Origin of the sequence: Amycolatopsis thermalba (assembly GCF_003385215.1) — a bacterium.
Lineage (GTDB): Bacteria > Actinomycetota > Actinomycetes > Mycobacteriales > Pseudonocardiaceae > Amycolatopsis_E > Amycolatopsis_E thermalba.
In genome coordinates this window covers 1-20,932 of the sequence record NZ_PQHW01000070.1, presented here as the reverse complement: position 1 = coordinate 20,932, position 20,932 = coordinate 1, and the positions used below count along the sequence as shown (strand labels likewise).

At 73.3% G+C, this 20,932-nt stretch carries 13 protein-coding genes; 10 read left to right on the top strand and 3 right to left on the bottom strand.

Translation table 11 applies throughout. From position 1 onward, the window contains the following. The first annotated feature begins 25 nt into the window (after nt 1-25). Together D0D15_RS24340 and D0D15_RS24335 are read left to right on the top strand one after the other, a co-directional pair. On the top strand, nt 26-3,304 hold the full coding sequence (locus tag D0D15_RS24340) for a PQQ-dependent sugar dehydrogenase (protein WP_233157379.1): 3,279 nt from the start codon (nt 26-28) through the stop codon (nt 3,302-3,304). A 70-nt stretch (nt 3,305-3,374) separates the two neighbouring features. Next, a complete protein-coding gene (locus D0D15_RS24335; RefSeq protein WP_094006986.1) occupies nt 3,375-4,487 on the top strand; it encodes a CapA family protein in 1,113 nt (370 codons plus the stop codon). Nucleotides 4,488-4,591: 104 nt separating this feature from the next. Here D0D15_RS24335 and D0D15_RS24330 read toward each other — a convergent pair whose 3' ends face one another. After that, on the bottom strand, nt 4,592-5,656 hold the full coding sequence (locus D0D15_RS24330; RefSeq protein WP_094006985.1) for a DUF2235 domain-containing protein: 1,065 nt from the start codon (nt 5,654-5,656) through the stop codon (nt 4,592-4,594). 157 nt (nt 5,657-5,813) lie between these two features. Between D0D15_RS24330 and D0D15_RS24325 the strand changes: the two genes are divergently transcribed. Beyond that, complete coding sequence (locus tag D0D15_RS24325; protein WP_094006983.1) at nt 5,814-6,974, top strand: helix-turn-helix domain-containing protein; 1,161 nt, start codon at nt 5,814-5,816, stop codon at nt 6,972-6,974. A gap of 211 nt (nt 6,975-7,185) precedes the next feature. After that, on the top strand, nt 7,186-8,454 hold the full coding sequence (locus D0D15_RS24320) for a PucR-like N-terminal domain-containing protein (protein WP_115944765.1): 1,269 nt from the start codon (nt 7,186-7,188) through the stop codon (nt 8,452-8,454). 3 nt (nt 8,455-8,457) lie between these two features. Here D0D15_RS24320 and D0D15_RS24315 read toward each other — a convergent pair whose 3' ends face one another. After that, nucleotides 8,458-9,957 carry an AMP-binding protein gene (locus D0D15_RS24315; RefSeq protein WP_115944764.1) on the bottom strand — a complete coding sequence of 500 codons (1,500 nt, stop codon included), beginning with the start codon at nt 9,955-9,957 and terminating at the stop codon, nt 8,458-8,460. Between the two features lie 247 nt (nt 9,958-10,204). Between D0D15_RS24315 and D0D15_RS24310 the strand changes: the two genes are divergently transcribed. Further along, complete coding sequence (locus D0D15_RS24310) at nt 10,205-10,843, top strand: DUF6801 domain-containing protein (RefSeq protein WP_115944763.1); 639 nt, start codon at nt 10,205-10,207, stop codon at nt 10,841-10,843. Between the two features lie 79 nt (nt 10,844-10,922). Further along, nucleotides 10,923-11,222 (top strand): hypothetical protein, encoded by a 300-nt coding sequence (locus D0D15_RS24305; RefSeq protein WP_094007148.1) that lies wholly within the window; start codon nt 10,923-10,925, stop codon nt 11,220-11,222. A 66-nt stretch (nt 11,223-11,288) separates the two neighbouring features. Here the strand turns inward: D0D15_RS24305 and D0D15_RS24300 are convergent, their stop codons facing one another. Further along, the gene (locus D0D15_RS24300; protein ID WP_094006978.1) at nt 11,289-12,545 is read right to left on the bottom strand and encodes an alpha-amylase family protein; all 1,257 of its coding nucleotides are present in this window, start codon (nt 12,543-12,545) and stop codon (nt 11,289-11,291) included. Between the two features lie 58 nt (nt 12,546-12,603). Between D0D15_RS24300 and malQ the strand changes: the two genes are divergently transcribed. The 4 genes from malQ (at nt 12,604) to treZ (ending at nt 20,696) form a co-directional block, all read left to right on the top strand. Beyond that, nucleotides 12,604-14,544: a 4-alpha-glucanotransferase gene (gene malQ, locus D0D15_RS24295; RefSeq protein WP_094006977.1), complete on the top strand. Its 1,941-nt coding sequence runs from the start codon at nt 12,604-12,606 to the stop codon at nt 14,542-14,544. A 61-nt stretch (nt 14,545-14,605) separates the two neighbouring features. Beyond that, entirely contained in the window at nt 14,606-16,723 is a 2,118-nt protein-coding gene (gene glgX / locus D0D15_RS24290) for a glycogen debranching protein GlgX (RefSeq protein WP_094006975.1), read from the top strand. Continuing rightward, nucleotides 16,720-18,990 (top strand): malto-oligosyltrehalose synthase, encoded by a 2,271-nt coding sequence (treY, locus tag D0D15_RS24285; RefSeq protein WP_115944762.1) that lies wholly within the window; start codon nt 16,720-16,722, stop codon nt 18,988-18,990. Before glgX ends, treY begins: the two co-directional genes overlap by 4 nt. Continuing rightward, on the top strand, nt 18,987-20,696 hold the full coding sequence (gene treZ / locus D0D15_RS24280; protein WP_094006971.1) for a malto-oligosyltrehalose trehalohydrolase: 1,710 nt from the start codon (nt 18,987-18,989) through the stop codon (nt 20,694-20,696). The genes treY and treZ overlap by 4 nt, the downstream gene beginning before the upstream one ends. The last annotated feature ends 236 nt before the right edge of the window (nt 20,697-20,932 follow it).

Sequence of the window (20,932 nt, the reverse complement as noted above, 5' to 3'; positions counted from 1 at the left end):
GAAATCCCACCGGAGTGATCTCGCGATGCACCCTGCCCTGAGACGGCTGATCACCGCCGCCGCGGTGACGGCCCTGCCGGTGCTCGGCCTCGCCGTACCCGCCGCGGCACAGGCCGCGGACCCGGCCCTGGACTGGCACAACTACGAGAAGATCACGCTCACCAAGAACGTGGGCGAACCCATCGACCTGGCCGTGCTGCCGGACAACCGCGTCCTGCACACCGCGCGCAGCGGTGAGGTGCGGCTGACCGACCCGAAGACCGGCGTCACCAAGGTCGTCAGCACGATCCCCGTCTACCAGAACTCGGAGATGGGCCTGCAGACGGTGACGCTCGACCCGGGCTTCGCCGAGAACAACTGGGTCTACCTCTTCTACTCGCCGAAGCTGAACACCCCGCCCGGCTCGGCCCCGAACACGCTTCCCGCCGGCGCGGACGACTCGTACTGGAAGCAGTGGGAGGGCTACGACGTCCTGTCCCGGTTCAAGTGGACCGGCGAGTCGCTGGACCTGAGCACCGAGCAGGAGATCATCCGCATCCCCACCAACCGCGGCCAGTGCTGCCACGTGGCCGGTGACGTCGACTTCGACGCGCAGGGCAACCTGTACCTGTCGACCGGTGGCAACACCCCCGCCTCCGGCCCGAACGTCAACGGCTACACCCCGATCAACGACGCGCCCGGCTACAACCCCGGCCTCGACGAGCGCCGCGGCGCCGGCAACACCAACGACCTGCGCGGCAAGATCCTGCGCATCCACGTCAACGACGACGGCTCCTACACGATCCCCGAGGGCAACCTGTTCGCCCCCGGCACGCCGCTGACGCGGCCGGAGATCTTCGTGATGGGCCTGCGCAACCCGTTCCGGATGACCGTGGACAAGGCGACCGGCGCGGTGATGTGGGGCGACTACGGCCCCGACGCCGGCACCGCCGACCCGAACCGCGGCCCGATGGGCTACGTCGAATGGCAGATCACGACGAAGCCGATGAACTCGGGCTGGCCGTTCTGCACGGCCGACAACTCCCAGCCCTACCGGGACTTCGACTTCGCCACCCTCACCCCGGGCCCGGCGTTCGACTGCGCCGCGCCGGTGAACGACTCGCGCTGGAACACCGGTCTGCGCACGCTGCCGCCGTCCACCCCGGCCACCCTGTGGTACGGCGACAAGGACAGCGACCAGCCGTGGCCCGAGCTGACCGCGTTCCGCTCCAGCGGCGGCCAGGCCCCGATGGGCGGCCCGGTCTACCACTACGACGCGAACAACCCGTCGCCGACGAAGTTCCCGGCCTACTGGGACGGCAAGGCCTTCTTCGGCGAGTTCTCGCAGGACTACGTCGCCGCGTTCACCCTGGCCGGCCCGGACGGCCCGGTGACGAAGCTGGAGAACTTCCTGCCCAACCGGGACCTGTCCACGCTGGGCCAGCCGATCTGGGACAACCCGATGGACCTGGAGTTCGGGCCGGACGGCTCGCTCTACGTCCTGGACTACGGGGACGGCTTCTTCCGGCAGAACCCGGACGCCGGGCTGTACCGGATCGACTTCGCGCAGGGCAACAAGACCCCGACCGCGCGGATGACGGCGACCCCGTCGTCCGGGCAGGCGCCGCTCACGGTGTCCTTCGACGGCAGCACCTCCAGCGACCCCGAGGGTGCGGCGCTGACCTACGAGTGGGACTTCGACGGCAACGGCACCTTCGACGCCACCGGGCCGCGGGCGACCCACACCTACACCGCGAACGGGCAGGTGGAGGCCCGGTTGCGGGTCACCGACCCGGCGGGCAGGCACGGCCTGACCTCCCGGCAGGTCACCATCGGCAACACCGCGCCCACGGTCGGGCTGACCGCCCCGGCGCACGGCGGGTTCTTCGACTGGGGCGACGCGATCCCCTACGCGGTGACCGTCAACGACCCGGAGGACGGCACGACCCCGGTGTGCAGCCGCGTGTCGTGGGCGTTCGGCCTGGGCCACAACCAGCACGGGCACCCGGTCAACAGCGGCACCGGCTGCACCGGCGCCGTGGCCACGCCGACCGACGCCGGGCACGGTGAGACGGAGAACGTCTTCGGTGTGCTCAACGTGACCTACACCGACAGCGGCGCGAACGGTGTGCCGCCGGCGACCGGTGAGGCGCAGGCGATCCTGAACCCGAAGCTCATGCAGGGCGAGCACGCCGACGAGTCGAGCGGCGTGACGATCACCGACGACTCCACCGCGTCCGGGCTGCGCGCGATCACCGGTTTCGACGCCGGTGACTGGCTGGCCTACGACCCGGTGAACTTCAGCGGCATCACCGGCGTGCAGACCAAGGCACGCGGCGCCGGCCAGCTGCAGCTGCGGTGGAACGCCGCCGACGCGGCGCCGTTCGCGACGATCGACGTCCCGGCCGGTGCGGGCTGGCGGACGGTGACCACACCGCTGTCCGGGCTGCCCTCGGGCGCCGGCAAGCTGTTCGTCACCTCCAGCGGCGGGGTCGACGTCGACGCCTTCACGTTCCAGGGCGCCGGGGTCGCGGACAAGACGCCGCCCACGGTGTCGGCCGCGCTGACGCCGTCGGCGCCGACCGGGGCGAACGGCTGGTACACGGGCAACGTCACGCTGACCGTGTCCGCCACCGACAACGGCACGGTGGCCAGCAGGCAGTACTCGGTGAACAACGGCGCCACGTGGGCCAACGCGGCCAACCCGGTGACGCTGTCGGCCGAGGGCACCACGACGGTGCTGTACCGGGCGACGGACAACGGCGGCAACGTGTCCGCGCCGGGCACGCTCACGGTCAAGATCGACAAGACCGCGCCCGCGGTGACGATCGGCGGGGTGACCGAGGGGCAGGCCTTCGGTGACGCCGCGGCCCTGACGCCGGTGGTCACCGCGACCGACGCCGCGTCCGGCGTGGGCACGGTCCAGGCCACGGTGGACGGTCAGCCGGTCACGCCGGGCACGCCGCTGGAGCTGTGGCGGCTGCCGCTCGGGGCGCACCAGCTGTCGGTGACCGTGACCGACCGGGCCGGGCTCACCACGACCAAGGCCGTGAACTTCACGACCGGGACGTCGTTCGGTGACGTGCGCGCCCTGATCGACCGGTTCCGCGACGCCGGCGGGGTCACCAGGACGGGGGCGATGCAGTTGCACAACGCCCTCGACACGGCCCAGAAGCACGCCGACGCCGGGCGGATCAACGCCGCCCGGGACGCGCTGCGGAACTTCGCAGCCATCACCCAGGACCGCACCAAGGTCCCGGACCGGCTCGCCGCGGAGACTCTCCGTCGCGACGCCACCGCCCTGTCGGGAGCACTGAAGCCCTGACCGGGTGAACGCCAGGGCCACTCTCGGTGCCGGAAGCACCGAGAGTGGCCCTCTGGCAGGATCGGGAGTCATGCGCATCCGTCTGGTTCTCGCGGGCTTCGCGGCGGGCGCGGTGCTCGCCGCCTGCTTCGCACCGGACGAAGACGCGCCCGTCGAGCCGGCCGCGCCGAGCGTGGCGGCCCCGCCGGCGGAGGCGGGGTTCACCGTCGCGGCGACCGGGGACGTGCTGATCCACCCGGCGCTGACCGAACAGGCCGTCGCCGACGGCGGCGGGAAGCGCGACTACCGGCCGCTGCTGGCCGGGATCCGCGACGACATCAGCTCGGCCGATCTGGCGGTGTGCCACCTGGAAACGCCGCTCGCGCCCGAGGAGGGCCCGTTCCAGGGCTACCCGGAGTTCAGCGCACCGCCGGAGATCGCCGACGCGCTGGCCGACACCGGGTACGACGACTGCTCGACCGCGTCGAACCACACGATCGACACCGGCACTGCGGGCGTGAACCGGACGCTGGACGAGCTGGACGAGGCCGGGATCCGGCACACCGGCTCGGCGCGGACGGAGCAGGAGGCGCGCACGCCGCTGGTGCTGGACGTGCGCGGGGCCAAGGTCGGGCACGTGTCCTACACGTTCGGGTTCAACGGCAAGAAGCTGCCCGGCGGCAAGCAGTGGGTGTCGAACACGCTCGACACCGACGCCGTGCTCGCCGAGGCCCGGGCGGCGCGGGCGACCGGGGCGCAGGTGGTGATCGCGAGCCTGCACTGGGGTACGGAGTACCAGCACGAGCCGACGGCCGCGCAGCGGCAGATCGCGCAGCGGGTGCTGTCGGACCCGGCGGTGGACCTGATCATCGGCCACCACGCGCACGTGGTGCAGCCGATGGAGAAGATCGGCGGCAAGTGGGTGGCCTACGGGCTGGGCAACTCGATCGCCCGGCACTCCGAGCCCCGCGGGACGACCGAGGAGGGCCTGATCGGGCGGTTCCACTTCACCCGTTCCGGCGTGGGATGGACGGTGGACCGGGCCGAGTACGTGCCGACGGTGATCGACCTGGGCCCCCCGATCCGGTTGCGCACCGCCGACGACCCCGCGCTGGACCGGTCACGCGCCGCGGAGGCGCTGGCGCGCACCGACCAGGTGGTGCTCAGCCGCGGCGCCGCCGCACACGGCCTGACCCGCGGCTGACCGCACCCGTCACGCGAACGCAGAACTCCTCACGCCCGCGAGTCCCACGCTCAGGCGCGTGAGTTCTGCGTTCGGGGGCGCGAGTTCTGCGTTCGGGGGCGCGGTCAGGCGGGCTCCGGTGCGGGGCTGGGCACCGGGAAGCGCTCTCCCTCGTCGCTGCCGACCGGCAGCACCGCGCCGCCCTCCGACAGGTACGTGTCGAGGTTCGGGGCGTACCCGGCGACCATCGCCTGCCGCTGGACCGCGCTGGACGCCGCGTACTCGTGCGCGGTCGTGCCCAGGGTCCGCACGTGCGGGCGCATCAGCTTGTAGAACCCGGCGCGCGACTCGTGCGCCTGCCCCAGCGGGTCCGGCTCCGTGGTCGCGAACGCCCCCGGCTCGAACGCGAGCCCGTGCGCCCGCGCCCGCTCGACCATCCACAACAGACTGATGTCGGCCAGCGCGCGGTCCGGGTAGCCGCCGCCGACGTCGGAGTGCACCCCGGCGAACCAGACCTGCTCGACGCGCGTCCGGCCGCTCGACCGCCACAGCGCGGGCCGGAACGGCGGGCGGCGCTCGTCGATCGCGAGCGCCTGGCAGGCCGCGTCGATGCTCGAACTCAGCTCGGTGTCGTGGAACTGCCACTGCCGGTTCACCAGGTTGACCAGCCGCAGCCCGGACAGCGGGATGCCGAGCGCCCCGACGGTGTCCCACACGCCGAGGAACCGGATCCGGGTCTCGCGCGAGTACGACCGGCGGAACAGCTCCGCGGCCGCCGAGCGCGGATGCGTTTTCGACCCGCGGGCGCGGTAGAGCGCGTACGCCTCGCCGATCCGGTCGTCGTGCTCGGGGCGCAGGATGCCGCAGTTGCGCACCAGCCCGGCGAGGCTGCGCGCGGTGTAGGCGCCGCGGCTGAACCCGAACAGGAACAGCTCGTCCCCCGGCTCGAAGGTGCGGACCAGGAACCGGTAGGCCTCGCGCACGGTGCGGGACAACCCGAACCCGAACGCCCCGCCCCACAGGCGCTCGCCGGGCCGGGTGCCGACGCCGGAGTGGTAGAACATCCGCTGCTCGCGGCCTGCCCCGTCGGACGGCGCCACCGCGAGCGCGACCCGGCACACGTTGGTCGGCGCCGGCTGGTCCGGCGTGTTCCAGGTGCCGTCGCAGCAGATCACCAGCCGCTTGGTCATGTCCCGCTCCCCTCGACGCCCGGATTGTCGCCGATCGAGTGCCGAGGGTTACTGCCCGGTCTTGCTACCAGGCGGTAGCATCGTTCGTCCCATCGGCTGACCTGCACGAACGCGAGGCAGCTTCAGGTTTGGTCCCGGCGCGTCAAGGGGGTGGGAAGTGCCGGACTACCGCAGCGCGCAGGCCCTGGCGGCCGCGCCCCGACAACTCGCGGCCGCCCTGGAGCCGCACACCCGGCCGCTCGCGGAGACGATCGTGCGCGAGGTACGGCGGGAGGTGCCGGAGTACGCCGGCCCGCCCGGCGGCCGGTTCGCCCGCGCGCTGGCCGAGGGCATCGAGGTCGCGGTGCGGCACTGCTTCCGCTGCATCGGCAACCCGCGCCCGGACCACAGCGAGTGGGTGCGGCAGTTCCGGCAGCGCGGGCGGCGCGAGTTCGCCGAGGGCCGCACGCTCGACGCCCTGCAGGCCGCGGTGCGCATCGGCGGCCGGGTCGCCTGGCAGTACCTGACCCCGGTGCTGCGCGACCTCGGCGCCGGCCCGCAGACCCTCACCACCGCGGCGGAGGCGATCTTCGCCTTCGTCGACGAGCTGTCCGCGACCGCGCTCGAAGGTTTCCAGGCGGCGCAGCACCCGCCCGGCTCCGCCCGCGACGAACTGCGCCGCCGGCTGGCCGCCCTGGTCCTGGCCGAGCCGCAGCCCGATCTCACCGGACCCGCCGCGGACGCGGGGTGGCGGCTGCCCGGGGAGGTTTCCGTCATCGCGCTCGCGCACGCCGAGGGCCTGCCCGCCGGCCGCCTCGGCGACGACGTCCTCGCCGGTCCGGACGGCGACCGCCCGTGCCTGATCACCCCGAGCCCGGAGCGGGTGCTCGAGATCCTGTCCGGCAACTGGGAAAAACCCGCGCGCGCCGCGGTGTCGCCCGCGGTTCCGCTCGCCCTCGCCGCCGCCGCGCACCGTCTGGCCCGCCGCGGCCTGGCGCTGCCCGGGGACGTCGTGTGGTGCGCCGACCACCTCGGCACGCTCTGGTTGCGTTCCCAGGACTTCCTCGCCGAGCGGCTGTCCGCGAAGTACCTCGCACCGCTGGACGCGGTCAGCGACCGGCAGCGCGCCCGGCTCGGCGAAACCCTGCTCGCCTGGCTGGAAACCCGTGGTGGCGCACCGGAGATCGCGCGCCGTCTGCACGTGCATCCGCAGACCGTGCGGGCGCGGCTGCACCAGTTGCGCGAGCTGTTCGGCGACCGGCTGGACGACGCGGACACGCGGTTCGGCCTGCACCTGGTGCTGCGCAGGCGACTCGGGACCGGGGAGCGGGCTTTGTGAGGCACGCGCGAACCCGGACCCGGCCGGGTGTCACCCGCTTCGACACTCGTCACCCGAACGGGTGGCGGAGGAATTCGGAGTGTGTCAACGGTTCTTGCCAACGCGGGCCGGGTGATGCCATGTTGGCTCCGCGAGCGGGTCACGATCAGCGTGCCGCCGGCGAAAAACTCCATCCACCGCAAGCGCTGCGGGTTCCCGAGCAGGGGTTGACATGACGATCGATGCCGACGTCCGGCCCGGACGCACCGCGCCGCCGCGGGCGCCGCACCCGCGCCGCCCGCCCGGCGAGGCCCGGGTGCTCGGCCGGGCCGGCGCGCTGTGGGCGTCGCTGCCGCGCGAGCTGACCAAGGTGTTCCGCCCGCACGCCGACGCGCTCACCCGGGTCATCCTGGCCGAGATCCAGTGCGCGGTGCCCGAGTACGCCCGGCCGCTGGAGGGCCCGTTCGGCGAGGTCATCGTGCGCGGCGTGCGGGAGGCGGTCGGGCAGTGCCTGGACAACCTCGGCAACCCGGCGGTGAACCAGGAGAACTGGATCGGCGTGTTCCGGCACCTGGGCCGCATCGAGTACAGCGAGGGCCGCCCGCTGGACCAGATCCAGACGGCCTACCGGGTCGGCGGGCTGGCGGCGTGGCGCTACATCGCCAAGGTCGGCCAGGCGCGCGGCCTGCCGTCGGACCTGCTCTACGTCGGCGCCGAGGCCGTACTGGCCTATGTGGACGAGATTTCCGCGTTGTCGGTGCAGGGCTACCGCACCGCGCAGGCCCGCGCGGCCGGCACCCGCGCGCGGCAGCGCAGGCAGCTGCTCGGCCTGGTGCTGTCCGAGCCCGCGCCCGCGCCGCAGGCCGTCGAGGGACTGGCCGGCGCCGCCGGGTGGCACGTGCCGGACAAGGTCGTCGCGATGGCCCTGGAGCCGCGCCACGACCAGCACCGGCTGCCGCCGCCCGCCCTGCCCGCCGAGGTCCTCGCGGACCTGGAGAGCCCGCAGCCGTGCCTGCTCGCGGCCGCGCCACCGGAGGATTTGGAGGGGGCGCTGCGCGGCTGGCGGGTCGCGGTCGGGCCGCTGGTGCCCCTGGCGGAGGCCGCCGTGTCGCTGCGCTGGGCGCGCCGCGCGATGGAGCTGAGCGTGCGCGGCATCCTCCCGCGCACCCCGGTGCTGCACGCCGACGACCACCTGGCCACGCTGTGGCTGCTGGCCGACGAGTTCCTGATCGGACAGTTGCGGGAGAGGTGCCTGGCCCCGCTGCACGGGCTGACCGACAAGCAGCGCACCCGGCTCGGGCAGACGCTGCTGGCGTGGCTGCAGTCCAGCGGGAGCGCGCCGGAGATGGCGCTGCTGGTGGGCGTGCACCCGCAGACCGTGCGCTACCGGATGCGCCGGATCGAGGAGCTGTTCGGGGACCGCCTGAACGATCCCGAGCACCGCCTGCGGCTGGAGATCGCGCTGCGGGCCGCGGAACTGCTGACGCCGGCCGGGGGCTAGCGGCTACGGAGCCGCCGGGATGCCCGCCAGGTAGGCGTCCCGGCAGGCGCCGCGCGCGGGCTTGCCCGCCACGGTGCGCGGCAGCCAGCCCGGTGAGCCCACGTGCACGTCACGCACCCGCAGCTCGAAGCCGTCCGCGACGGCCTGTTCGATCGCCACCGCGCCGGCGAACGGGCCGTCCGATTCGGCCAGCACCACGACCTCCCCCTCGGCGACTGGGAAGACGATCACCGAGCCCGGCAGCAGCTCGGGCACGACCCGTTCGACCGTCGCCTCCACGGTTTCCGCCTGGATCTCCGCGTCCCCGGCCCGGAACCGGTTCGCCAGGCGCCCGAGGACGGTCAGCTCGCCGCCGGAGAGGAACCCGGCGTCGCCGGTGCGCAGCCACCAGCCCGGCTCCCCCGCCTCGGCGTCGTCGCGCAGCAGGGCGCAGAACGTCTCCGCCGACGCGGCGGGCCGCCGCCAGTACCCGCGCGCGACCGTCGGCCCGGTCACCCAGATCTCCCCCACCACGCCCGCGGGCAGCGAGCGCCGCGTCCGCGGGTCGGCGATCACCACGGTGCGGCCGGGCCGCCCGCTGGACATCGGGCCGTCTCCGACCGACACCAGGCCGGTGGCCTCCAGCAGCCCGTACGCGGCGCGGTGCGCGTCCGGGCGCAGGCCCGACCCGGGCAGCACCGCGCGATACCGCGCCGGTTCGCCCACGTCGAGCAGCGCACGGACGCCGCTGAGGTCCAGCCCCTCGGGCACCGGGCAGCGCGCGAGGAACGAGTTCGCCGCCGCGGTCACCGCGCCTGGGTGGGCCTCGAGCGCGCGCAGCCAGATCTCCGGGCGCTCCCGAACCTCCTCGGGCGGCAGGTGCACCACCGGGCAGCCGGCGAACACCGGCGCGGCCACGGCGAGCGGAAGTCCCAGCTGGCACAGCGGAAGCCAGTTGACGACCACGGCGGCCCGGTCGCCGAGCAGGCGTGTCTCGGCGGTGCGCGCGGCGCTGTCGACGAGACCGGCGTGGGTGAGCACCACCCCGACCGAGTCGGAGGTGTAGCACAGGCAGGCGTCGCCGGCGGGGTCCGGCTCGGCCAGGCCCGACTCCTCGGCGGGCACGGAGTCGATCGCGACGATCCGCCACACCTCGACCCCGGCGGTGTCCAGGAGCGCGCGGACGTCGAGCAGTTTTTCCCCGGTGGTGAGCACGATTTCCGGAGCGGCGTCAGTGATCGTCGCGGTGAGCCAGGCGTCGTCGCGCCCGGGCGCGAAGGCGGGCACCGCGACCAGGCCGGCGCGCAGGGTGGCGAGGAAGCCCACGACCCAGTCGACGCCCTCGTCGGCCAGGATCGCGGCGCGGACGCCGTCGAAGCTGAAGCGCCGCAGCCACGCGGCCACCGCGGTCACGCGCCGGTCGAGTTCGGCCCAGGTGAGCGAGCGGGTGGGGTCGGACACCGCGACGGCGTCCGGTTCCCGGCGGGCCCAGGTCGCGAGAAACTGCGGCAGGGATTGGGTCACGACGGGACCTTAGTGATCTTGCGAATGGGTGTCAAAACTTGTCAGCGCGGTGCCAGCGGAACGAATCGAGACTTGTCATCCGGGTGAGTGCGAAGCGGAAATCCGCAGCTCCACCGGGAATGCCAACTTCCCCGGGAAAACCCCTGCACCCGGTGACAAGTTTTCCGCCGCGCCTTGCCCGGCCATTTTCCGGTCATTAGATTACTCGCCGGTAATCCTTTCCGGCGAACAATCAACGGAGATTTCGATGAATCGGAAGAGCGTTGCGGGCGGATTTCTCTCCGGGTCGGTTCTGGCGGTTTCGGCCGCGGCCGGGCTGCTCGCCGGGGCCGGCACCGGCGCCGCCGACCCGGCCTCGCTGACCCTGACCTACACCTGCCCGTTCCCGCTGATCGGCAACCAGCAGATCAGCGTCGTGATCAACGCCGACATCCCCGCCACCGCGACCGTGGGCCAGCCGACGCCCGAGTTCGGCATCGAGGCCGTCGCCACCGTGCCGGCGACCGCGACGGCGGGGCTGAACCTGGTCGGCGCCAAGACGGTCGAGGGCACCGCCCAGGCGTCCGCGACGGTCGCCGCCCCGGAGGCGACGCTGCCGGTCACGGTCCCGACGACGATCGCCCCCATCGCGATCCCCGCCTCCGGCGCCTTCGAGGTGACCGCGACCGGCACGACGCCGTCGCTGACGTTCACCCAGGCCGGCCCGGCGACCGTCTCGGTCGGCGACCTGCTGCTGACGCTGCACCCGAAGAAGGCCGACGGCTCCGACACCGGCCTCGGCACGTTCGACTCGCAGTGCACGCAGAACCCCGGCCAGGACAACGTGCTCGCGACCGTGCAGATCACGGAGGCCACCCCGGCCGCGACCGAGCAGCGGACCCGCTGACGCGCGTGCTGTCGCCGGCCCCGCGCGGACGCGGGGCCGGCGGGGTGTGAAGGAACCCGTGATCGGGTACGCCCGCGGTGTGACACCGCGCAACGACGAGCCACTGGACCTGGGCGCCACGGAGATGTCGCCCGCCGAGGAGAACCGCGTCCGCGCCGAGCACGACCTCGACCGGCCGCGGGTGTTCGACGAGCGCAACGCGGTGGACGACCGCGCGGAAACGCGGTCGACCCTGTTGCCCGAGGAGGAGCACGCCGGCAGCGCCGACCCGGAGGCCCAGGCACGTGAGGTGCTGCGGGACTCCGACCTGCGCACGGAGGTCCCGGAGTCGGCGCCGGACACGATGATCGAGCGGCGCCGCCCGGAGGACACCGCCTGAAGCCCGGTTCAACGCCGGCCCGCAGCAGGTGCGCGGAGGGCGCGGCTCAATCCGGCCGCACCCCGGTCACCGGCCCAGCACCGCCCATCCGTGCGGCGGCACCGTCGGCCACGGGGCCTTTCCGTCCGGCGACGAGGAGTCCAGCACCCGCAACCCATCGATGCCCACCGGGAATCGATACGGGTCGTCACCCGTGTTGAGCAACGTCAGGATCTCCTCGTCACCGTCGCGGGAGCGGAACGCCATCGCCCGGTTGGTCAGGTGCTCGACCTCCGTGCGCGCCCGCACCAGCCACGGGTTCCGCCGCCGCAGGCCGATCAGCCTCTGGTGCAGCCGGTACACCGGCCAGCCGTACGGCGCGAGCTGCCCCGCGCCGGCCGGGAACTCGGGGCGGATCTCGTCGTCCCCGCCCTCCCGTTCCTCCTTGACACCGCGGAAGGCCTGCTCGTCGCCGTAGTACACGCTCGGCACGCCACCCACCGTGAACAGCACGGCCAGCGCGTGCGCCACGTGCCGCTCGTCGGGCAGCCGGCTCGCCAGCCGCGTCACGTCGTGGTTGCCGGTGAAGGTCTGCGGCACGAACGACTCCATCAGCTCGTCGTGCCGCTTGAGCGCCCACGACAGCTCGAAGAAGTTCCCGTCGTGCAGCGAGCTCCAGATCGCCTTCCACAGCTCGTACTGCGTCACCGAGTCCAGGCCGCTGCGCGCGACGTAACCCGCGTAATCGCCGTGCAGCACCTCGCCCACGAACCACGCGTCCGGGAACCGCTGCCGCACCCCGGGCAGCACCGCGGCCCAGAACTCCGGCCGCACCGCGTACGCCGCGTCCAGCCGCCACCCGGACACGCCGCGCCCGAGCCAGTGGCTCATCACCCGGCCCACGTAGTCCGCGACCGCCGGCTGCGTGTGGTCCAGCGCGACCAGGTGCTGGTGCCCCTCGAACACCGCGTGGCCGGAACCCTCGCGCCGGAACCACTCGGGATGCCCGAACTCGCGCGAAACGTGGTTGAAGACACCGTCCAGCACGATCCGCAGGCCGCGGCCGTGCGCGGCGGCGACGAACCGGTCGAAATCGGCGTCGTCGCCCAGCCGCGGATCGATCCGGAAGTGGTCGACCGTGTCGTAGCCGTGGGTCCGCGACGCGAACACCGGACCCAGCAGCAGACCGGAACAGCCCAGCTCGACGGCGTAGTCGAGCCACGGCTCCAGCCGCGCCAGCCGGTGCTCGGGCCCGCTGCCCTCGGGCAGCGCCGACGGTGGGGCGCCGGTGAAGCCGAGCGGGTACACGTGCCACCAGATCGCGTGATCGGCCCAGCGCGCCATGCGTTCTCCTCGTCTCGTTCGTGTGGCGGCACCCGCCCCGGACCGGGATCCTGAACGGGTGGAACCCGACCTGATCGCCCTCGCGCACGCCCACGGAGTGGCCACCCGGTACGAGAACGCCGAGCAACGCGAGGTCGAGGTCGAGGCGGACGTCGTCGTCGCCGTCCTCGCCCAGTTCGGGGTGGACGCGTCCGGGCCGGACGCGATCCGCCGCGAGCTGGCCGCGGTCCGCGAACGCCGGGCGGCCACCGTGCTGCCCCCGACGCTCGTGCTGCGAGAAGGTACCGAACACGACGCGGGCGGGCCCGCTGTCCTGCATTTGGAGGACGGCACCCGCCGGGAGATCGGCCGGATGATCCCCGCCGATCTGCCGCTGGGCTGGCACCGCGTGGAGACCGCCGGGCAGGAGATCACCCTCGCCGTCGTGCCGCACCGCCTGCCCGAGGTGCCGCCGGCCTGGGGCTGGATGCTGCAGCTGTACTCGCTGCGCTCGGACGCCTCGTGGGGCGCCGGGGACTTCGGCGACCTGGCCGAGTTCGCCCGGCGCTCGGCCGCCGAGCTGGGCGCCGGGGTGCTGCTGGTCAACCCCGTGCAGGCGATCAGCCCGGTCCACCCGGTCGAACGCTCCCCGTACTCGCCGGCCAGCCGCCGCTACGCCAACCCGCTCTACCTGCGGGTCACCGGCACGCCCGAGTTCGCCCGCGCCGGCGAGGACCTGCGCGCGCGGGTGCTGGCCCTGCGGCCGGACAACGCGGACCTGATCGACTACGACGCCATCTGGAGCGCCAAGCTGGCCGCGCTCGAACTGCTGTGGCCGCTGCACGAGCCCACCGCGCTGGACGAGGCCGTGCGCGACTTCGCGACGTTCTGCGCGCTGGCCGAGCGGCACGGCCCGGACTGGCGCGAATGGCCGGAACCGCTGCGCGATCCGCGCGGCGGCGCGGTCGCCGCCGCCCGCACCGAGCTGGCCGGCCGGATCGCCTTCCACGGCTGGCTGCAGCAGCTGTGCGAGGACCAGCTCGGCCGGGCCCGCGAGGCGGCCGGGGCGATGCCGGTGGGGATCGTGCACGACCTGCCGGTCGGCGTGCACCCCGGCGGCGCGGACACCTGGGCGCTGGGGGACGCGTTCGCGACCGAGGTGACCGTCGGCGCGCCGCCGGACGCCTTCAGCCAGCAGGGCCAGGACTGGAACCTGCCGCCGTTCCGCCCGGACCGGCTGGCCGAGCTGGGCTACGCGCCCTTCCGCGACGTCATCCGCGGCGTCCTGCGGCACGCCGACGGCATCCGGATCGACCACGTCGCCGGGCTGTGGCGGCTGTGGTGGATCCCACCGGGCGAGCCGCCCTCCCGCGGCACCTACGTGCACTACGACGCCGAGGCGATGCTGGGCATCCTCGCGCTGGAGGCGCACCGCGCGGGCGCGGTGGTCGTCGGCGAGGACCTGGGCACGGTCGAGGCCGCGGTGACCAAGACCCTGCACGAGCGCGGGGTGCTCAGCTCCGCGGTGCTGTGGTTCCAGCGGGACTACGACTCCCCCGGTCACCCGTTCGTGCCGCCCGCCGAGTGGGACCGCGACGCGATGGCGAGCATCACCACCCACGACCTGCCGACCGTGGCCGGGTGGCTGGCGGGCGAGCACGTGCGGGTGCGGGCCGAGCTGGGGCTGCTCGACGGGCCGCCGGAGAAGGAGGCGGCGAGCGCCGCGGCCGAACGGTCCGACCTGCTCGCGTTCATCGCCGAGCAGGGCATCCCGGGCGACGACCCGGTGACGGCGTTGCACACCCTGCTCGCCTCCGCCGCGTCGCGCCTGCTGCTGACCGCGCCGGCCGACGTGATCGGCGAGCGGCGCCAGCCCAACCTGCCCGGCACCACGGACGAGTACCCGAACTGGCGGATTCCCTTGCCCGTCGCGGTGGAAGCGTTCTTCGCGGACGCACGAGTGCGCCATGTCGTGGAGTATTTGCGCGCCGCGCGCCGGTTGGCCGGGCGAAGCGCGTGAAGACCGCTAGATTGGGCACACGTCGGACATCACGGCTCGCTCAACGCTAGAAGGAGAACCTGTGCCGCCCTGGCCCGGAATGCCCTACCCGCTCGGCGCCACCTACGACGGTGTGGGCACCAACTTCGCCCTCTTCTCGGAGGTCGCGGAGTTCGTCGAGCTGTGCCTGATCGACGCCGACGGCACCGAGGAACGGCACCGCCTCACCGAGGTCGACGGGTTCGTCCACCACGGGTACCTGCTCGGTGTCGGTCCCGGTCAGCGCTACGGCTACCGCGTGCACGGTCCCTACGACCCGTCGCGTGGCCTGCGCTGCAACCCGAACAAGCTGCTGATCGACCCCTACGCCAAGGCGATCGCCGGTCACATCGACTGGGACGAGGCGCTGTTCGCCTACCCGTTCGGCAAACCGGACGAGCGCAACGACGCCGATTCGGCGGCGCACGTGCCGCACGCGGTGGTGGTCAACCCGTTCTTCGACTGGGGTGACGACCGGCCGCCGCGCACGCCCTACAACGAGACGGTGATCTACGAGGCGCACGTGCGCGGCCTCACCATGAACCACCCGGAGGTGCCGCCGCGGCTGCGCGGCACCTACGCCGGCCTGGCGCACCCGGCGGTCATCGAGCACCTGACGAAGCTCGGCGTCACGGCGATCGAGCTGATGCCGGTGCACCAGTTCATCACCGACCACGGCCTCGCCGAGAAGGGCCTGCGCAACTACTGGGGCTACAACACGATCGGGTTCTTCGCCCCGCACGAGGGCTACGCGGCGCTGCCCGAGCAGGCCGGCCAGGTGCAGGAGTTCAAGGGCATGGTCAAGGCCCTGCACGAGGCCGGCATCGAGGTCATCCTCGACGTGGTCTACAACCACACCGCCGAGGGCAACCACCTCGGCCCCACGCTGTCCATGCGCGGCATCGACAACCAGGCCTACTACCGGCTGGTCGAGGACGAGCCGCAGTACTACATGGACTACACCGGCACCGGCAACTCGCTGAACGTGCGCAACCCGCACACCCTGCAGCTCATCATGGACTCGTTGCGGTACTGGGTCACCGAGATGCACGTCGACGGGTTCCGGTTCGACCTCGCCGCCACCCTGGCCCGCGAGTTCTACGACGTCGACCGGCTGTCCACGTTCTTCGACCTGGTGCAGCAGGACCCGACGGTGAGCCGGGTCAAGCTGATCGCGGAGCCGTGGGACGTCGGGCCGGGCGGTTACCAGGTCGGCAACTTCCCTCCACTGTGGACGGAGTGGAACGGCCAGTTCCGGGACACCGTGCGGGACTTCTGGCGCGGCGAGCCGGCCACGCTCGGCGAGTTCGCCTCGCGGCTGACCGGATCATCCGACCTGTACCAGGACGACGGCCGCCGCCCGTACGCCTCGATCAACTTCGTCACCGCGCACGACGGCTTCACGCTGCAGGACCTGGTGTCCTACAACACCAAGCACAACGAGGCCAACGGCGAGGACGGCCGTGACGGCGCCGACGACAACCGCTCGTGGAACTGCGGTGTCGAGGGCGAGACCGACGACGAAGAGGTGCTCGCGCTGCGGGCGAAGCAGCGCCGCAACATGCTCGCCACCCTGCTGCTGTCGCAGGGCGTGCCGATGCTGCTGCACGGCGACGAAATGGGCCGCACCCAGCGGGGCAACAACAACGTCTACTGCCAGGACAACGAGATCTCCTGGATGGACTGGTCGCTGGCCAAGGCCAACGCCGACCAGGTCGAGTTCGCCGCCGCGCTGGCCGCCTTCCGCAAGAAGCACCCGGTGTTCCGGCGCCGCCGCTTCTTCGCGGGCAAGCCCATCGGCAAGGGTGAGGAGCTGCGCGACATCGCCTGGTTCACCCCGTCCGGCGAGGAGATGAAGGAGCAGAACTGGGACGACGGCTTCGGCAAGGCCATCGTCGCGTTCCTCAACGGCGAGGGCATCAACGACCTCGACCCGCGCGGCATGAAGGTCACCGACGACTCGTTCCTGCTGGCGTTCAACGCGCACTACGAGGACATCGAGCTGGTGCTGCCGGGCGCCGACTACGGCGCGGGCTGGGCGGTGGTGGTCGACACCGAGGCCGGCACGGTCGCCGAGGAGCCGGGTGAGCCGGTGCCCGCGGGCGGCACGCTGAACCTGCCCGCCCGCTCGCTCGTGGTGCTGCAGCGGGTGGACGCATGAGACCCTCCGCCACCTACCGGGTCCAGCTGCGCCCGGAGTTCACCTTCGCCGACGCCGCCGACCGCATCCCCTACCTGCGCGAGCTCGGCGTGGGCGCGCTCTACGCCTCGCCGGTGCTGGACGCCACGCCCGGTTCGACCCACGGCTACGACGTGGTCGACCCGACGCGGGCACGGCCGGAGCTGGGCGGCGAGGACGCGCGGCGGGCGCTGGCGAAGCGGCTGCGCGCGGCCGGGCTCGGGTTCGTCGTGGACATCGTGCCCAACCACATGGCGGTCGAGGTCGCCAAGGCGAACCCGTGGTGGTGGGACGTGCTGCGGCACGGCCCCGGCTCGGCCCACGCCGACTACTTCGACATCGACTGGCGGCGCGGCAAGGTGCTGCTGCCCGTCCTCGGGGACGACGCCGACGTGGCCGGGCTGCGGGTCGAGGGCGAGGAACTCGTCTACTACGAGCACCGGTTCCCGATCGCGCCCGGCACCGGGCAGGGCAGCCCCGAGGAGGTGCACGCGCGGCAGCACTACGAGCTGGTGGGCTGGCGGCGCGGCAACGCGGAGCTGAACTACCGCCGCTTCTTCGACATCACCACGCTCGCCGCGGTGCGGGTCGAGCTGCCCGACGTCTTCCAGGCCACGCACGGCGAGGTGCTGCGCTGGGTCGCCGAGGGCGAGGTCACCGGGCTGCGCGTGGACCACCCGGACGGCCTGGCCGATCCGGGCGGCTACATGCGGATGCTGCGCGCGGGCGCGCCGGAGGCGTGGCTGGTGGTGGAGAAGATCCTGCACCCGGGTGAGGACCTGCCGCAGAGCTGGCCGGTGGACGGCACCACCGGCTACGACGCGCTGCGGGAGATCACCGGGCTGCTGGTCGACCCGGCCGGGGAGGCGCCGCTGACGGAGCTGGCCCGGCGGCTGGGCCAGCCGGTGGACTACGCCGAGGTCGAGGACCGGGCGCGGCGCCTGGTGACCGACCGGATCCTGGTGGCCGAGGTGCGCCGGATCGCCGCGCTGGTGCGCGGCGTGGAACCCGAGGCGGCACAGGGCGCGGTGGCCGAGACGATGATCGCGTTCCCGGTGTACCGGTCCTACCTGCCCGAGGGCGCGGCGCACTGGGCCGGCGCGCTCGCCGCCGCCCGCGCCGCGCGGCCCGATCTCGCCGAGGCGATCGACGCGCTGGACTTCCAGGTGCGCGAGGACCCGCGCGGCGAGCTGGCCACCCGCATCCAGCAGACGTCCGGCATGGTGGTCGCCAAGGGCACCGAGGACACCACCTTCTACCGCTACACGCGCTTCGCCGCGCTCAACGAGGTCGGCGGCTCCCCGCACGACTTCGGCTCCTCCGTGGACGCCTTCCACGCGATGGCCGCCGCGCGCGAGGCCGGCTGGCCGGCGGCGATGACCACGCTGACCACGCACGACACCAAGCGGTCCGAGGACGTGCGGGCCCGGCTGGCGGTGCTGTCGGAGGTGGCGGGCGAGTTCGCCGAGGCGGTGACCCGGTGGACCGCGCGGCGCGGGATCGACGAGCCGTCGCTGAACCTGCTGGCGTGGCAGACGCTGGTGGGCGCCTGGCCGATCACCCCGGACCGGCTGCGCGGCTACCTGGACAAGGCGGCCAAGGAGAGCAAGCTCCGCACCACCTGGACCGACCACGACGAGGAGTTCGAGCGGGCGGTCGCGGCCTGGCCGGACGAGGTCCTCGGCGACGCGGACCTGGCGGCCGAGGTCGAGGAGTTCGTCGAGCGGGTGCGCGGCCCGGGGTGGTCGAACTCCCTGGCGCAGAAGCTGATCCAGCTCACCGCGCCCGGCGTGCCGGACGTCTACCAGGGCACCGAGCTGTGGGACCTGTCGCTGGTCGACCCGGACAACCGGCGGCCGGTGGACTACGCGCTGCGCGCCAGGCTGCTGGAGGAGATCGCGGGCGGGTGGCTGCCGCCGGTCGACTCCTCCGGTGCGGCGAAGCTGCTCGTCGTGCACCGGGCGCTGACCCTGCGCCGGGACCGCCCGGAGCTGTTCACCGGCTACCGCCGCCTGCACGCCGAGGGCCCGGCCGCCGCGCACGCGGTCGCCTTCGAGCGCAGCGGGCTGATCACGGTGGCCACGCGGCTGCCGGTGGGGCTCGCCGAGGGCGGCGGCTGGCGGGACACGGTGCTGCCGCTGCCCGCCGGTGCGTGGACCGACGCGATCACCGGGGCGGCGGTCACCGGTGAGCTGTCCGCAATGCTGGCGCGGTACCCGGTCGCCCTGCTGGTGCGAGGAGAGTCATGACGTTCCGCGTGTGGGCCCCCGCGGCTTCCCGGGTCCGCGTGCGCACCGGGGGCGCCGACCACGAGATGACCGCCGGGGGCGGCGGCTGGTGGTTCTCCGACGTGCCCGCGCCGCCGGGCGCCGACTACGCGTTCGTGCTCGACGACGATGAGAAAGCGCTTCCCGATCCGCGCTCGGCCTGGCAGCCGCAGGGTGTGCACGGGCCGTCGCGGATCTACGACCACTCCGCGTTCGCCTGGACCGACGCCTCGTGGACCGGACGCGCCCTGCCCGGCGGGGTGATCTACGAGCTGCACATCGGCACGTTCACGCCCGAGGGCACGTTCGACGCGGCGATCGAGCGGCTGGACCACCTGGCCGGCCTCGGGGTCACGTTCGTCGAGGTGCTGCCGGTCAACTCCTTCGACGGCACCGACGGCTGGGGGTACGACGGCGTGCTGTGGGGCGCGGCGCACGAGCCCTACGGCGGGCCGGACGGGTTCAAGCGGTTCGTCGACGCCTGCCACGCGCGGGGCCTGGCCGTGGTGCTCGACGTGGTCTACAACCACCTCGGGCCGTCCGGGGCGTACCTGGACCGGTTCGGGCCGTACTTCGCCGGGCGGAACGACTGGGGTCCCGGGCTGAACCTCGACGGGGAGGGCTCCGACGAGGTCCGCCGGTACGTGCTGGACAACGCGCTGGGCTGGCTGCGCGACTTCCACGTCGACGCGCTGCGGCTGGACGCGGTGCACGCGCTGAACGACCGGCGGGCCACGCACCTGCTGGAGGAGCTGGCCGTGGAGGTGGAGGCGCTGTCCGCGGCGGTGCGGCGGCCGCTGACGCTGATCGCCGAGTCGGACCTCAACGACCCGCGGCTGGTCACCGCGCGCGAGGGCGGCGGGTACGGGCTGCACGCCCAGTGGTGCGACGACCTGCACCACGCGCTGCACGTGACGCTGTCCGGGGAGACCAGCGGGTACTACGCCGACTTCGGCGCGCCCGGGGCGCTGGAGCGGACGCTGCGGCAGGCGTTCTTCCACGCCGGCACGTGGTCGTCGTTCCGGGAGCGGACGCACGGCCGCCCGGTGGACACGCGGACCGTTCCCGGCCACCGGTTCCTGATCTACCTGCAGAACCACGACCAGATCGGCAACCGGGCGACCGGCGACCGGTTGTCCGCCTCGGTGTCCCCCGGCCGGCTGGCCTGCGGCGCGGCGATCGTGTTCTGCTCGCCGTACACGCCGATGGTGTTCATGGGCGAGGAGTGGGCGGCGAGCACGCCGTGGCAGTTCTTCGCCTCGTTCCCCGACCCGGAGCTGGCGGAGGCGGTCCGGACGGGCCGCCGGCGCGAGTTCGCGCGCCACGGCTGGGGCGAGGCCGAGGTGCCGGACCCGATGGACCGGGCGACGGTGGAGCGGTCGCGGCTGGACTGGTCGGAGCCGGGCAAGGAGGGGCACCGCAAGATGCTCGAGCTGTACCGGTCGCTGATCGCGCTGCGCCGGTCCCGGCCCGAGCTGGCGGACCCGTGGCTGGACCGGTTCGCGGTGCACGCCGACGACGCGCTGCTGGTACTGGACCGCGGCGCGCTGCGCTTGGTGTGCAACTTCGGCCCCGAGCCGGCCGACCTGGGCGAACCCGCGGGCGAGGTCCTCGCGTCGTGGGGCGCCGCCACCGCCACCCACCTGCCCCCGGACACGTTCGTCCTGATCGACACCGCCCGGCGGTGACCGACCCTCATCACCCCACCGGGGCGAACGACCCGGCAAGGTGCCGCTTCCCCGGGGAGCGGCCACCGCCGCGCACCCGCCCCCGGACACCTTCGTCCTGACCGACACCACCCGCCGGTGACCGACCCGCCACCACCCCACGCAGCCGGCCCGTGCCCACCCGCACCTGGGCGAACAACCCCGCGAGGTGCCGCTATCCCGGGGTGCGGCCACCCACCATCCACCCGCCCCCGGAT

What these genes read in the sequence shown, in the direction of transcription:
- D0D15_RS24340 (WP_233157379.1), top strand. Translation starts at nt 26, where the DNA reads ATGCACCCTGCCCTGAGACGGCTGATCACCGCCGCCGCGGTGACGGCC.
- D0D15_RS24335 (WP_094006986.1), top strand. Translation starts at nt 3,375, where the DNA reads ATGCGCATCCGTCTGGTTCTCGCGGGCTTCGCGGCGGGCGCGGTGCTC.
- D0D15_RS24330 (WP_094006985.1), bottom strand. Translation starts at nt 5,656, where the DNA reads ATGACCAAGCGGCTGGTGATCTGCTGCGACGGCACCTGGAACACGCCG.
- D0D15_RS24320 (WP_115944765.1), top strand. Translation starts at nt 7,186, where the DNA reads ATGACGATCGATGCCGACGTCCGGCCCGGACGCACCGCGCCGCCGCGG.
- D0D15_RS24310 (WP_115944763.1), top strand. Translation starts at nt 10,205, where the DNA reads ATGAATCGGAAGAGCGTTGCGGGCGGATTTCTCTCCGGGTCGGTTCTG.
- D0D15_RS24300 (WP_094006978.1), bottom strand. Translation starts at nt 12,545, where the DNA reads ATGGCGCGCTGGGCCGATCACGCGATCTGGTGGCACGTGTACCCGCTC.
- treY (WP_115944762.1), top strand. Translation starts at nt 16,720, where the DNA reads ATGAGACCCTCCGCCACCTACCGGGTCCAGCTGCGCCCGGAGTTCACC.
- treZ (WP_094006971.1), top strand. Translation starts at nt 18,987, where the DNA reads ATGACGTTCCGCGTGTGGGCCCCCGCGGCTTCCCGGGTCCGCGTGCGC.